13 protein-coding genes and 1 riboswitch are annotated in these 14661 nt (G+C 53.8%); of the genes, 10 read left to right on the top strand and 3 right to left on the bottom strand.

Annotated elements, in window-relative coordinates; genetic code table 11:
* Positions 1-262: 262 nt before the first annotated feature.
* A complete protein-coding gene (locus tag BMW84_RS23115) occupies positions 263-634 on the bottom strand; it encodes a hypothetical protein (RefSeq protein WP_139209680.1) in 372 nt (123 codons plus the stop codon).
* Between the two features lie 550 nt (positions 635-1184).
* Here BMW84_RS23115 and BMW84_RS23110 point away from each other — a divergent pair.
* Positions 1185-2120 (top strand): ADP-ribosylglycohydrolase family protein, encoded by a 936-nt coding sequence (locus BMW84_RS23110; protein WP_091072612.1) that lies wholly within the window; start codon positions 1185-1187, stop codon positions 2118-2120.
* A 51-nt stretch (positions 2121-2171) separates the two neighbouring features.
* Here BMW84_RS23110 and BMW84_RS23105 read toward each other — a convergent pair whose 3' ends face one another.
* Positions 2172-2351, bottom strand: a complete 180-nt coding sequence (locus BMW84_RS23105; RefSeq protein ID WP_091072611.1) for a hypothetical protein — start codon at positions 2349-2351, stop codon at positions 2172-2174.
* A gap of 528 nt (positions 2352-2879) precedes the next feature.
* Positions 2880-3239, bottom strand: a complete 360-nt coding sequence (locus BMW84_RS23095) for a YhjD family protein (RefSeq protein WP_091072607.1) — start codon at positions 3237-3239, stop codon at positions 2880-2882.
* 575 nt (positions 3240-3814) lie between these two features.
* Positions 3815-3901, top strand: a riboswitch (cyclic di-GMP riboswitch).
* Positions 3902-3973: 72 nt separating this feature from the next.
* Here BMW84_RS23095 and BMW84_RS25125 point away from each other — a divergent pair.
* The 9 genes from BMW84_RS25125 to BMW84_RS23040 all read left to right on the top strand — a co-directional run bounded on the left by BMW84_RS25125 (position 3974) and on the right by BMW84_RS23040 (position 14660).
* Entirely contained in the window at positions 3974-5587 is a 1614-nt protein-coding gene (locus BMW84_RS25125; protein ID WP_175499019.1) for a choice-of-anchor A family protein, read from the top strand.
* Positions 5588-6063: 476 nt separating this feature from the next.
* Positions 6064-7605 carry an HD domain-containing phosphohydrolase gene (locus BMW84_RS23075; protein ID WP_368086737.1) on the top strand — a complete coding sequence of 514 codons (1542 nt, stop codon included), beginning with the start codon at positions 6064-6066 and terminating at the stop codon, positions 7603-7605.
* A 259-nt stretch (positions 7606-7864) separates the two neighbouring features.
* The gene (locus BMW84_RS23070; RefSeq protein ID WP_091072604.1) at positions 7865-8251 is read left to right on the top strand and encodes a NusG domain II-containing protein; all 387 of its coding nucleotides are present in this window, start codon (positions 7865-7867) and stop codon (positions 8249-8251) included.
* Positions 8235-8798: a Gx transporter family protein gene (locus BMW84_RS23065; protein WP_091072603.1), complete on the top strand. Its 564-nt coding sequence runs from the start codon at positions 8235-8237 to the stop codon at positions 8796-8798. Before BMW84_RS23070 ends, BMW84_RS23065 begins: the two co-directional genes overlap by 17 nt.
* A 29-nt stretch (positions 8799-8827) precedes the next feature.
* Positions 8828-9685, top strand: coding sequence for an ATP-binding cassette domain-containing protein (locus tag BMW84_RS23060; protein WP_254773122.1), 858 nt, complete (start codon positions 8828-8830; stop codon positions 9683-9685).
* Positions 9661-10548 carry an energy-coupling factor transporter ATPase gene (locus tag BMW84_RS23055; protein ID WP_091072600.1) on the top strand — a complete coding sequence of 296 codons (888 nt, stop codon included), beginning with the start codon at positions 9661-9663 and terminating at the stop codon, positions 10546-10548. The genes BMW84_RS23060 and BMW84_RS23055 overlap by 25 nt, the downstream gene beginning before the upstream one ends.
* Positions 10541-11332: an energy-coupling factor transporter transmembrane component T family protein gene (locus BMW84_RS23050; RefSeq protein WP_091072599.1), complete on the top strand. Its 792-nt coding sequence runs from the start codon at positions 10541-10543 to the stop codon at positions 11330-11332. The genes BMW84_RS23055 and BMW84_RS23050 overlap by 8 nt, the downstream gene beginning before the upstream one ends.
* 51 nt (positions 11333-11383) lie before the next feature.
* The gene (locus BMW84_RS23045; RefSeq protein WP_091072596.1) at positions 11384-13309 is read left to right on the top strand and encodes a peptidase U32 family protein; all 1926 of its coding nucleotides are present in this window, start codon (positions 11384-11386) and stop codon (positions 13307-13309) included.
* 58 nt (positions 13310-13367) lie between these two features.
* Positions 13368-14660, top strand: coding sequence for an aspartate aminotransferase family protein (locus BMW84_RS23040; protein ID WP_091072595.1), 1293 nt, complete (start codon positions 13368-13370; stop codon positions 14658-14660).
* The last annotated feature ends 1 nt before the right edge of the window (position 14661 follow it).

The following is a 14661-nucleotide window of genomic DNA, read 5'->3' as shown; positions in this document are numbered from 1 at the left end:
ACTCGTAATGCGTAGGCCGGGGGTTCAATTCCCTTCACCAGCATCCTTTTCAAACGCAAAGCGCGACTTCCGGAATCCGGGAGCCGCGCTTTTTTTGTTCACAATAAATCAACCCAAGAGGCGGGTTGACTATGCAAGGCTTCCAAGAAGTGCGAAAGAAGGTTAGTTCATATATTAAAAAGAACGCCTCAGAAGGCGTTCTTTTTCTAGCTATTGGAGTTAAAAACTGGAGGATTTGTCCACCCGGAATGCCAAGAGGTGATTAATCCTCAACGCTTGTTCTCACTAATGGTTTAATAATATCTTCTAATCGGTAGTTTTGAACAACTATTTTTTCCTCGCCATTAACTTGATATTTAATATATATTCCAAGCGAAGAGTTCTTATGCGTCTTTACCTTATACAAATAGCCGTTATCTAAAAGAATATGCTTCTGATTTTCTATTTTAAATGGATCGCCAGCCATACTAATGTTTAGAAACGAATCACCATCTATATCGCCATTGAGAGACATTCCTTCAAAGCTTTTATTTGAGCCAATTATTTCGAGATAACCGTCGGATAAATATATATAATTATTAAATTTAACCAGATGAACATTTTTAATTGTAAAGTCATCGGTTTTGATGTCCAATGTGTACTCGGTGGGTTTTTGATGTAGTTTTATTTGTGAATAAGTCGTCGAAAAGATTAAGAGAATTATAATAACTAACGGAATAAGGAAACTTTTTTTTCTAATCATAAATTTACAATTGATTTAGAAAAATAAATGTTCTCCTTTCTTTGTTTTATTAGTATGGCAGTTTGCTGTCTACATCGAAATGACCGTTAACACAGGCGAGCCATAATTCGCATGAGGATCCAACCGTAGTTTGACCACCAACAGCTTTCCAGTCAAAGCGTAAAGTGGCTTGGCTAAACCAATAGCTTCTTGCTAAGGCGGCTCTACTCAAGCTTGTATCTTCAATGCCACGAACAATTTCGTATTGAGGATTCTCGGTTGCGCCAAAACCAGAAACACCAGGTGCATAGACGCGTGCGATTTCGCTTGCCCTGTATCCAGGATTCCCCACACAAAAATCAGCATAGAACCAAAATGTAATATAATTCTAAAATATACCCTAGAATGTGAGCGTTAGTGAATGCTCAATTCATCGGAAAAGGGACGGGGAGGCTGTATCTTGATGCTGGAATATAACCGGTTTGCCGGCTGCCTGGCAGGGCTTGCGGCGGGCGATGCGCTGGGGACGACAGTGGAGTTCAGTCCGCCGGGGACGTTTGCACCGCTTACGGACATGAACGGCGGTGGCGTGTTTGGATTAAAAGCCGGGCAATGGACCGATGACACATCGATGGCGCTATGCCTGGCGGAAAGCCTGATCAAATCGGAGGGGTTTGACCCGCGGGATCAGATGGACCGGTATGTAAAATGGTTCCAAGAGGGACATCTAAGCAGCACTGGCGTGTGCTTTGATATCGGGAATGCAACGCGCACGGCGCTTACCGCTTATTTAGAGACAGGCGAACCCTACAGCGGATCGGAAAATCCGCGGTCGGCAGGAAACGGCTCGATCATGCGGCTTGCGCCGGTTCCGATGTTCTATGCGTCGGCGCCCGAACAGGCGCTGTCGTACGCGGAGGCCAGCTCCCGGACGACCCATGCGGCGCGGGAGTGCCTGGATGCTTGCCGGTTGCTGACGGCAATTCTTCTGGCCGGCCTACACGGCTGGCCGCGGGAGCGCATTCTGGCGGCCGGGGCCTTTGAGGCTTGGCTCGGAGGCCGGAAGCTGTCGCCCCGGATCCAGGATATTTACAGCGGCTCTTACCTGCGGCTTGCTCCGCCGGATATTCGGGGGACGGGGTATGTGGCCGAATCGCTGGAGGCGGCGCTTTGGGCATTTGCCGCATCTTCCAATTTTGAAGAAGGCGCACTGCTGGCCGTCAATCTGGGCGATGACGCCGATACGACGGGGGCGGTGTACGGACAAATTGCCGGTGCATATTATGGCTGGGAGGGGATTCCCGAGCGGTGGAGAGACAAACTTGCCATGGGCGACTTGATTCTTGAGTATGCAAGCCGGCTGTATCAGAAGGGAACAAGCGCTGTTTCGGAGAAGTGATGCGAAACCAGGTCGGTGGCAATGGTTTAGCTATTGGGGAGCAGGCTGAGGTTATTTCTTTTTCCGGGAATCCCGCGGAAGAACCATTACTGTCAGCCCCAGCGCAAAGATGATTTGACCAGCGAGAATGATTTGTTTATCCGTTAATGTAAAGTGGCTTAATTGCAGTCTGATACCGGCGACCCACAGCACAATTCCAATTCCGGCGATCGCTATCCCGAGCTTTCTCAATCGGATAACCTCCATACCCGTATTTAGTGGTGCCTTCATAGATACGTTGCGATTTGGAATAAATTTCAGCTAACTTTTAGCCGCATTTCAGATTCACTTAAGCTTCAGGGGATACATTATATACATAACCCCCAGTTAATATATATCTTGGCCCCGCCGGACTCCGGCGGGGTACTTTTTTTGGAGAAGATTATTTTTCCTGTAAGGCCCGTTTGCAGGAATGAACCGGGCATGCCGCGGGTAATCTTCATATATAGGGTTTACGGGGAAGGGGCGAATGCGCTAAGCATGGGCAGTTTGTTGATTGCATGGCTCGGAATGCTGTGTTTGCTTGTGACGTTTAAAGATCGACTCAGCCGAAAACTTCTTTATTCCGTCGCACTGGTTGTCCTGCTGGGTACGCTAGGCTGCTGGGGTGCGCTGATGTAACGGTTTTCTCTGCAGCCGATCCATAGCTGTGCTTCATGTCCGCCCGCGAAGGCGGGCTTTTTTTATTGCAGACACAGCAGAATTCAGGACCGTCAGCCTTTACAGGGGAATGCCCAGCTGAAGATATTTGCGCATCAGGCCAATGGTTTCTTTTTCAATCCGATTGTCCAGCATCAACATGCGCTCATGGTATCCGCGGCACTGGAACAATGCTTCGACACCGACGTCGGTCCGCCGCTGTTCATAGACGTTGACGCCGCGTTTGCGCATATCGGCGCGCACTTCCCGCAAATCCGCGGCGGCGGAAGCGGCGGCATGGTGGAGTACATCGGTATAAGGCGTGGGCGTGCGCAGTTCGCGGGCGAGAATCGCCGCATCCTCTGCGAATGCGGATGAAACGAGCGGCAGTAGGACATAGGCTTTGACAAGCAGGTGATCATGGCTTTCCGTCCGGTGCATCTGGAAATTACACCTCTTTCAGGGAACGTATATTCGTATTCTAACCCGTGCTTCACAAAATAATCAATAATTTGTCGAAATACCCGATAAAATGTGATGTTTTTCACAATAGAGATATTGGGAAATCTATATATTAAAAATTGAAATAAGAAAGTTTAAAATATGATTTCCATAAAGGAGAATGGCTTATGAATCATGAAGGAAGCTTGCGGCGCGGTCTCGTTTTTGGCCTGCTTTTCAGTATTCCATTATGGGTTTCGATGCTGGGTTGGATGCAGTTGCTTTAATGCGCAGCATGCGACTTGGAGTCAGCAGTTTTTATAGGGCTAATATACTAAATTTTAACATCTAAAAGTTAAATGGAGTTATCAAACAAATAGGAGCGTTTACGCTCGATACGGCGATGAATGGACCGTAAACGCAGTTGCAGCAAGCTTTTTCAGCTTCGACAAAATTTCCAAAAAAACCTTTGGGACCAATTGACAATCACTAGGTCCAGGGTCTACACTGAAACTAGTTCCAAAGTAACAAATGTCATAGACATACATAGGGGATAATAGTCAATTATCTACGTTCATGTATAATCGCAAACCGTTTGAAAAAACGGGACGCAAAGCCAGGAATCTAACGCCCGCAAGGGCTATGGTCGTCCGGCCGCCGTGAAGCTCATCCTTCTTGGCGGTCTTTTTGTTGTTTGGGCTTTCATAGATTTGTATTTTATGGAGGTGCCTTTGATGAAAAAAGGTATGCGGAAGACTGCAGCTTTGGTTTTTGCGGGAGTAGTAGCCGCGGCCAGCATCCTATCCTGGGGCTGGAGCATAAACGCAACGGCGAATATACCTTATACCCAAACGCCGGTTCTCGGTGTGGCGGGGAATTTCAATGCATTTGTCTTTAGCGACTTTTCGCAAACGAACGAACAGATCCATGGGAGGCTGGCTGCTGCCGGAAACATCACTTTGCAGAATTATTCCGTTTCGATGGAGGATAAAGGCGGAGATGTGCTGATCAGCGGCAAAGATATTTCGTTTACGAACGGAACGATTAACGGCAGAGCGGTATACGGCGGCTCCTTTTCGGCTTCCGGTGCGGATGTGCAGGAAGGTGCGGTAAAGGATGCACCGATCGATTTTTCGGAACAGGAACAGTTTCTGCTCGGGCAGTCCGATGAACTGGCTCAACTGGAAGCTACACAGCCGCTTGCATGGGATGGCGGGACAGCCGTCATTAACGCGCCCGATGAATTTAATGTGATCGAGATGTCGGCAGCCGATCTGGCGAAAGCAAGCGGTAACGGCATGCGGTTCAATGTAGCAAATGATGCTACCGTTATTATTAATGTAAGCGGAAGTAGTGTGAGCTATCATAATTTTCAAATGTGGAACAGCAATCCGCAGCAGGTATTATTTAATTTCTATCAAGCAGATTCCATTGAAGTGACCAGTGTAACGACAGCGGGCTCCATTCTTGCTCCCCGCGCGCATGTTACCTATAACTGGGCCGAGCTTCACGGAACTCTGATTGCCAAAAGCTTCAGCGGCAGTGTGGAGATGCATCATTACCCGTTCAAGGGCTGCCAGCCTCCGGTGAAGCCGTCGCCAACGGCTACAGCCGAACCGACGGCAACGCCGACGCCAACGGAAACACCAACACCGACGCCGACAGCAACGCCGACGCCAACGGAAACCCCAACACCGACGCCGACAGCAACGCCGACGCTGACGGCAACACCGACGCCGACAGCAACACCAACGGCAACGGAAACACCGACGTCGACGCCAACGGCAACACCAACGGCAACGGCAACACCGACGCCGACAGCAACACCGACGCCGACAGCAACACCAACGGCAACGGAAACACCGACGTCGACGCCAACGGTAACACCAACGGCAACGGCAACACCGACGCCGACAGCAACACCGACGCCGACAGCAACACCAACGGCAACGGAAACACCAACACCGACGCCAACGGCAACACCAACGGCAACACCGACACCAACGGCAACACCGACGCCGACGCCAACGCCGACGGCAACACCGATTACAATCATCGGCATCGTCGACGATCCTGTGCCGCTGGGACCGGTACCTACGGTAAGTCCATCGGCCTCGCCGGTTGCTTCCGCCGTTCCGACGCCTGCGGTTACGCCGGCTGCCGGCCCGGCGCCGGAGGATGAAGTTGTTCTGGATGACGATATCCCGCTCGGGGCCGTAGATACGGTTACGACGCTCCCGCAGACGGGAGAATCCAGTCCGGCACCGTATTATATTGCCGGGGCAGCAATCGCGGCATGCGGCTTATTGCTGGGAAAAAGGGCGAAAACAAACAAGCGTCGTCGATAGCCGGCGCGAAAAGTCCCTGAAACGTAGACGCGCCCGATATCCGCAAGAGCGGTTATCGGGCGCTACATTTTATCCACATATGGTGCCGTCCGGCACCATGTTCTTTCAGTATATTCATCCCCTGCCGCGTTCGCGGTCGAACGGGTGATTCAACATTCCTTGTTATTCCCAGCAGCCGTATGGCGAGAGTAAATCTTCCAAAACGACAAAAGCCCTGCCTCTCTTTTGCCCTTGCGGCTCCGCGGCCGCTCCAGTGTGAGTCGGAAATCTATGTGCGAATTTATTCTCATAATAAGGAAAAGTCATGCAAGAAAACGTAAGATTTTGTGAACAAATTGCCGATATAAAAGGGAAATCAACGATCGGCCCAACATCTTCTTGATGGGGATATATATACAGAAAAATCAATATTCAAATATTATATCAGGAAATGAGAAAAAATGCAAATAGAGCGTGGGCAGCAGGAGCAGGCAAGAATGGGGGAACCGATGAGTATATACAGCGTTTTTATAAAGACACAGATTCGAAACTATTTGCTCGGCTCGGTTATAGCGGTGCTTGCCGTCGGAAGTTTGATATTGTTCGCGTCACTGGAGATCGGCAAAACGGAATATATACGGCTGCTTGCCGTGCTGCTGATCTCTTTTCTGATTATGGCCGCAGTGGAGTTAAAGGCATTTATGAAACAGCTCCGGCCGATACGCCTCGCACTGGGGCAGTTTGGTCCTACGCTGGGAGAGTTGGAAAATGCCTATGAATATACGCACCGTCTGCCCAAACATGCCGTGCTGCGGATCATGGGTCCGCATTTGCTCGGTTTCGACATTCCCGCGCTGCTGATCTCCTTATGGATGATTCACTCCGGTTACTTGAACATTCCTTATTATTATGTGTTGTTTGCGCTGCTTGGTTCGGTGCTAGTGGCGTGCATGCATGCGCTGATCGAATTTTATTTGAATTCCGCGGCGATTATCCCGCTGGTCAATCAGCTGAGGGTACGGGCCATGGAGCTTTATAATGTGGATTTTTCGCTGGAGGGTCACGTGTTCGTGCCGATCCGCCCGAAGTTCCTGATCAGCTGCATGCTGATTGGCACCTTTCCGCTTGTTCTGTTCATTATTGCGACCCAGATCCGCCTGGACAACTTTGTGGACAGTTCCCAAGGCGTGGAGAGCTACTGGGCCTGGGCAGGGCTGATGCTGATCATCGGGGTCATTTTTTCCTCGATTACGGCCTGGCTCCTGACTGGCAGCGTGCAAAAGCCGATTCGCGAGCTGTACGGAGCAATGAACAAAGTGCGCGAAGGGGAGCTGGCGCTGCTGCAGGACCAGTATTCGGATGAGTTCTCCAAGCTCGTGGCCGGTTTTAATATGATGGTCCGCAGCTTGCAGGCCCGGGAACAGCAGAGCAGGCAGATGCTGGACAGCTACTTCACGACGCTGGCCGTGGCGCTGGATGCGCGCGACTCCTATACCGCCGGCCATTCCCTGAGGGTAGCGGAATACTCGGTCATTATCGGGCAACTGGCGGGCCTTGCCGGGCAGAGGCTTGACGATTTGCGCAAATCGGCGCTGCTGCATGACATCGGGAAAATCGGCGTTCCGGACAGCGTGCTGTTCAAGGAAGGCGCCTTGACGGATGAAGAGTTCAACCAGATCAAAAGCCACCCTGTGCTCGGCGAGAAGATTCTGCGGCAGATCGAGTCAGTGGAGAAAATGGAGCCTTATTTAAGCGGGGTGCGCTCGCATCATGAACGTTACGACGGCAAGGGTTACCCCGATGGTCTCAAAGGGTTGGATATCCCGCTGCATGGGCGGATTATCGCGGTGGCCGACGCTTACGATGCCATGACGTCCGACCGGCCCTACCGAAAGGGGATGGATCATGAACGGGCGCTGCTAATCTTGGAGGCGGGCAGAGGCACGCAGTGGGATCCGGAGCTGGCGGGGCTGTTGCTGAGCTACTTTGGGAGAAATCCTAAAGACGCATCGGCCGGAACCTCCGGGCGGACGGGGTGATCGCCGCTCCACTTGAACAGACTTCATGCCAAGCCCCACTTTGTGGGGTTGTTTATGTCCTGGGCATGAGCAGGGCGAAAGCGTTACTAATTAAAGCGGATACTGTAAAATATAAGGAAACGCATAGCGCTTTTTATCTGCCTATTTTGTGAACTGGGCGTCAAAACTGACAATAAACGACGACATTCATTGAAGGATTGTAAGGAGATCGTTATAATTATTAGGTCTGGAATTTAATTAAAAAATAAGGGAGATTTTTATGAAACGCGCTGATGTGCTGCTGGTTTCCATCGTACTCATCGCCGCGCTCGCATTTCTCGTGCCAAGATGGTTTTCAAACGAAGGCAAAGGCGGCCCCGGTAAAGATCTCGTGGCCAATATAACCGTTGACGGGAAGCTTTATAAGACGGTGAAGCTAACGAAGGAAGAACAAACCATCGATGTCCGCACCGAGCGCGGATACAATATTTTGAAGGTGCATGATTACGGAATTGAAATGTACGACGCCGATTGTCCCGATAAAGTGTGTCTGGATTTCGGCTTTATTACCCGCCCTAAGCAGTCCATTGTGTGTTTGCCGCACCGGGTGCTTGTGGAGATCGCCGGCGGGTCAGGAGAGGATGACGTAGATGCCTATGTCCAGTAGCGAATCGGCAACGATTCTGAAACGGACGGTCATTGTTGCAATTTTTGCCGCAGTGGCCGTCGTTCTTAGTATAGTAGAAGCGCAAATTCCGCTGGCCGGAATGGGGCTGATGCCCGGCGCGAAGCTTGGCTTTGCCAACATTATGATTTTGACCTGTATTTATTTCCTGCGCGGACGCGATGCGTTTGTGCTGGTGCTGCTGAAGACGCTGCTGACCGCATTCGTGCTCGGCACGTTTTCTAGCTTACTGTTCAGTCTTTTCGGCTCCATGCTGAGCTTTATCGTAATGTTCCTGCTGGTCCGCTTCAGCGGCAAGCGGCTCAGCGTTATCGGCATCAGTATCGCGGGGGGGCTGGCTCACAACACCGGGCAGCTGCTGGCCGCATCGATCGTCCTGGACTCTATGAGCACCTTCTATTATTTCCCGGTGCTGCTGATCACCGGCGTCGTTACCGGAATTATCGTCGGTTTTGCCGTACGCTACCTCATCGCCTCGTTGTCGAAGCTGGCATTATTTGAAGAGTTTTTGAACAGACCGGGCCACTAGCCGCGGAAGGATGACTGTACATGGAACGAATGGATAAAGACACAGAGAACATGGAGCATTCTCCCGTTATCTCGCTGGAAGGCGTATCTTTCGGCTATGATCCCGAGCATCCCATTTTGCATGATATTACGGTATCGGTCGCGGAAGGCGAGTGGGTCAGCATCGTTGGACCCAACGGCTGCGGCAAATCGACGCTGGTCAAGCTGCTGAACGCCCTGCTGCCGAAGAGCGCGGGGGAGATCACGGTCTGCGGCCACCGGCTGGAGGAAGCGAACATCGGAGCGATCCGCCGCTGCATCGGCATGGTATTCCAGAATCCCGACAACCAGTTCATCGGCGCGACCGTGGAAGAAGATATCGTATTCGGCCTGGAAGGCCTATGTTTGTCTTACGAGGAAATGAAAAACCGGCTCGAAGCCTATACGGCCAAGCTAGAGATCGGCCACCTGCTGTCCAAGCATCCCGGCGAGCTGTCAGGGGGGCAGAAGCAGCGCGTTGCGATCGCTTCCATCCTGGCTATGCAACCAGGCATCGTCATCTTTGACGAGGCCTCTTCGATGTTGGACGAAGGCAGCCGCGACGACCTGCTCGGGGTGCTGCGGGAAATGCATGCGGAAGGCCGCTACACGATTCTGATGATTACGCATGATGCCGACGAGATTCTCGCCTCGGATCGTGTGCTGGCCCTGCACGGCGGGGGGCTGGCAGCGGATCTTACGCCGCAGGAGCTGTTCCGGGACTCCGAACTGCTGGATAAGTGCCATTTACGGGCACCGTACGCCTGGCAGCTGGCGCAGGAACTGCAGGGCCGCGGAATTCCGGTGGAGGTACCCGCCAGTGAAAAGGAGCTTATAGAGTCGTTATGGCTATCCAACTACAGCAAGTAAGCTATACTTATGCAGCGCGGAGCGTGTGGCGGCAGACGGCGCTGCATGGCATTGAACTGAATATCCCGCAGGGCTCGTTGACCGGCATCGCCGGTGCAACCGGCTCCGGCAAATCGACGCTGCTGCAGATGTTCAACGGCCTCCTGAAGCCGACCGAGGGCACGGTTCAGGTGCTGGACGTGACGATACGGGCCGGGGAGAAGTCGCCGCGACTGCTCCCGCTGCGCCGCCGGGTCGGGCTGGTATTTCAATTTCCTGAACAGCAAATGTTCGAGGATACCGTAGAGAAGGACCTGATCTTCGGTCCGCTGAATTTTGGTATGCCGCCGGAGGAAGCCAAAGCGCGGGCCCGCCAGGCGATGGAAGACATGGGGCTTCCGCTGGGCCTGCTGGAGCGGAACCCGTTCCAGCTTAGCGGCGGGCAGATGCGCAAGGCGGCCATCGCTTCGGTGCTGGCGATGGACCCCGAGATTCTCGTGCTGGACGAACCGACAGCCACGCTCGATCCGGTCAGCCGGGCCGAGCTGATCGATTTGCTGAACCGGCTTTGCCGGGAGCAGGGCAAGACGGTCGTTATCGTGACGCACCGGATGGACGAACTGCTGCCTTACGCCGACCAGTGGCTGCTGCTGCAGGAGGGCCGGCTGGCTTTCCAGGGCAGCCGCGAGGAGCTGGTGCAGGCGCCGGAAGAGCTGGAGCGCTGCGGCCTCGAGGTGCCGCAGTCGCTGCGCTACTGGCGCGCGGCCGCGGCGCGCTTCGGCCTGCACGGCGAGCCGCCGTGCCTGACGGCCGAGAGCCTGGCGGCACGCATCGCCGCGCTGCTGCCATCCTCCGGGACAGGAAAGGAGGATGGCCATGAATGAACGGCTGCTGCTCGGACGCAGCATCGAAACCGGCTCCTGGGTCCACAAGCTGGACGCCCGGGCCAAGCTCACGGGGATGTTATTATACGTAGCGGTCATCCTGCTGTCGCATTCGTGGCCGGCGATGGCGCTGCTTGCCGCATTTTCGGTGCTGGTGATGCTATCGACCAAAATTCCGCTCAAATATTTCTGGAAGGCGGCCAAGCCGCTTCGTTATTTGATGTTCTTTATTTTTATTGTGCAGCTGATCTCCGTGAAATCCGGCAGTGCCTATTTCACGCTCGGGTCTTTTTCGCTGCATGCGGGCGGCTTCCGGCTGGCGGCATTCTCCGTTATCCGGATGTTCTTCCTGATTACCTTTACGGCGATTCTGACGTTCACGACGACGCCGGGCAAGCTCAATCAGGGGCTGGAGGGGCTCCTCTCCCCGTTCAAGAAGCTGGGGCTGTCGCCGGACCGGATCACGCTGATGATCGGCATTGCGCTGCGGTTTATTCCGACGATTCTGGAGGAATCGCAGATTATCCTTAAAGCCCAGGCATCGCGCGGTGCCGATCTCAAGGAGCTTCCGCTCAAAGAGAAAGCTCAGATGCTGATTTCTCTTCTCGTGCCGGTCATCGCCAGCGCGTTCCGGCGGGCACAGGATCTCATATATTCGATGGAGTCGCGCGGCTTTCTGATCGACGCGCCGCGCAGCCGGTATCACCGCCTCAGGTGGGGCGGCGCGGATACCTTTTTTGTCGCGTTGTTTGTCGTTGTGGGAGTGGCGGTCGCGTTATTGTAAATCGAATAGGCAGCTTAGGGTTGCGGTCTCAACATTTAGGGGGAAACAGGAATGGCACGTTTTTTTAATGGCAAGGAAATTGAATTGCTGGCGCCGGCAGGCACGTTTGAAATTTTTGAGGACGTCATCCGTTCGCGCTGCGACGCCGTGTATTTCGGCGGTCCGGTGCTGAACATGCGGATGATGCGCAAGGGCTACAATTTGTCGCATGACGAAATCCGGGAAGCGATCAAGATCGCCCACAGCCTGGATAAAAAAGTATATGTTACCGTAAACAATCTGTTCAGCGAAGAGGATGTGGAAGAGGCTCGCGCCTATCTGCTGTTCCTGGACGAGGTCCGTCCGGATGCGCTGATCGTGCAGGATATGGCCGTGCTTGAGTTGATCCGCTCGATGGGATTGACCGTTCCGGTACATGCTTCAGTCATGATGAACGTGCACAACCTGGAGATGATCCACGCGCTGCGCGAGCTCGGCGTGACCCGCTGCGTGACGTCGCGGGAGATGGATCTGCAGACTGCCAAGCTGCTGGGGCAGGAGAGCGGGATGGAGCTGGAATATTTCATCCATGGCGATATGTGCTCGGTGCACGGCGCCAACTGCTACTTCAGCTCGCAGGTGTTCGGCATGAGCAGCAACCGGGGCAAATGCATGAAGCCTTGCCGCTGGGATTACCGGATCAAAAAGGACGGCTTCATCTATCCGACGGAGTATCCGCTGGCCGTTAAAGATATGTTTATGTATGAGCATCTTCCGGAGCTGATCGAATCGGGCATTACGTCGTTTAAGATCGAAGGCCGGATGCGCGACAAGGAGTTTATGGTCATGCTGGTCAACAGCTATGGCGATGCTCTGGACCGCTATATCGACGATCCGGTCGGTTTTGACCGGAGCGTGGACACCAAGCTGCTGTTCGACAACCGCAAGCGCGACTTCTCCACCGCTTACGCCTTCGGGAAGCCGGGCCTGTCGAATATCAACCGCCGCTATGAAGGCACAGGCAAATTCTACAGCACGGGCAAAGTATTCAGTACGCCGACCGCCGAACGCGAGCTGTCCGAGAAACGGGTGGAGCAGCTGCGCGAGCGTTTTGCCGAAAGCCAAAAAACGCAGCAGCATAAACCGGAGCTGGCTGTGCGGGTCAACAATATGGAACAAGCCAATCTTGCGCTGGAGCTGGGCGTGGACAGCCTCTACCTGCCGGGAGAAGTGTTCCAGCCGGATCGTCCGTTTACCAAGCAGGAGATTATCGATCTCGGCGCGCGCAAAGGCCAAACGAAGCTGTATCTCGGCATGCCGCGCATGATGACCGAGCTGCATTTTGCCCAATATGATCATCTGCTCAGCGGACCTCGTTTGCCGATTGACGGACTGATTGTTACGAATCTCGGCGCGATCCGCCGCTTCAAGGGCATGGGTTATCCGATGATCGGCGATGCGAACCTAAACGTGTACAACCATCTCTCCGCGGCGCTGTATTCCGGCCTCGGGCTTTCGCAGCTGACGGTTTCGCCGGAGATGACCAAAGATCATTTCGCGTCCTTCGTCTCCCGTTGCGACCTGCCGCTGGAGGTCGTTGTGCACGGAACGCCGGCACTCATGTATATGGAGCACGACTTGTTCGAGAATACCGAAGTGATGGAGCCGATCGGCGAGGAGGATAATTTCTATACCCGCAACGATGTGCTTGTCCTGAAGACCGATAAAGGCGAAAATCCGGTGTACCGTGACCAATACGGACGCAATCATTTATTGTTTGCCAAAGAGCTGTGCTACCTGCCGGTCATTGAGGAGCTGAAGGGGCTCGGCGTTGCATGCTTCCGAATCGAAGCGGCTACTTACGGCCTGGAGGAACTGCGCCGTGTCATTACGGAATATCAAACGGCGATTAACGGTACGACAACAAGAGAATCGCTTGTAGGCGCCCTGCAGCCTGTATATGCCGGCTTTACACTGGGGTCTCTGCAGTTCGATTAAACCTTGAAGGCACCCGTTTACGTTATTTATTTCACAAAAGAAAGCGGAGGGATTTAGGATGGCGGAACCAGTTTATATCGGAAGAGAAGCGGTGGCGGCCAAGCGGAAAGAGACATTTTTCCCGTGCACGGCCCACTTTTACCGCGATGCGCCGCAAATCGTCCGCGGAAGCATGCAATACCTGTTTGATGAAAAAGGAAACCGATATACCGATTTCTTTGCAGGGGTTTCGGTCGTTGCCTGCGGCCACTGCAACCCTGCGATTACCTCGCGCACGATCGAACAGCTGCAGCGTCTGCAGCATACTTCGACGATCTATTTGACCCAGCCGAACGTGGATCTGGCGGAACGGCTGGCGGGATTGCTGCCGGGCGGTCTGCGGCGGACCTTCTTCGTTAACAGCGGCTCAGAAGCCAATGAAGGCGCCCTGCTGTTGGCGAGAATGCATACCGGACGCAAAGGGTTTATCGCGCTGGACGGCGGCCTCCACGGCCGGACGAACCTGACGATGAGCGTGACCGGGCTTCAGATGTGGAGAACCGACGATTATCTGGACGAAGACGTGGCCTTTATCGAACGTCCGTATGATCCGAATCTGAGCCTCGAACAAGCTGCGCAGCGCTCGCTGGACAGCTTGCGTCGGGTGCTGGAGGAGAAGGGGGATTCCATCGCCGCAATGATCGTAGAGCCGATTCAGGGCAACGGCGGGATGATTATGCCGGTATCATGGTATTTCCGTGAGGTTAAAGCACTGCTGGAAGCTTATGGCGTCCTGCTGATCGATGATGAGATTCAAACCGGCTACGGCCGTACAGGCAAAATGTTCGCAATCGAGCATTTCGGCGTCGTTCCCGATATCATCAGCATGGCCAAAGCGCTGGGCAACGGCGTGCCGGTCGCCGCTTTTGCCACGACGGATGAAATCGCACGTTCGCTGAACCGTCCGTCCGCCTCCACCTTCGGAGGTAACCCGGTTTCGGCGGCGACGGCGCTGGCCGTACTGGATTACATTGAAGGCGAGAGCCTGCCGCAGCGTGCGGCGGAGCTCGGCGGGCGCTTGAAGAGCGGTTTGCAGGAGCTGATGACGCGTTATCCGCAGCGAATCGCCGATGTGCGCGGTACCGGATTCATGCTCGGCGCCGAGCTTCGGGCGGAGGATGCCAATGCAGCGGCTGTCTTCACCGACGATGTGCTGGAAGCCATGAAGGATCGCGGCTACATTATCGGTAAAAACGGCATCGGCCGCAATGTGCTGGCGTTCCAGCCGCCGATTGTCGTGACAGAGCAGAATGTCGACGGACTGCTGGAAGCGCTGAACGAAGTGCTGGAATTACTCGCAAAGGAAGATTGAT

The organism is Paenibacillus sp. NFR01, assembly GCF_900111565.1.
Classification (GTDB): Bacteria; Bacillota; Bacilli; order Paenibacillales; family Paenibacillaceae; genus Paenibacillus_AQ.
This window is presented reverse-complemented; position numbering and strand designations above follow the sequence as displayed.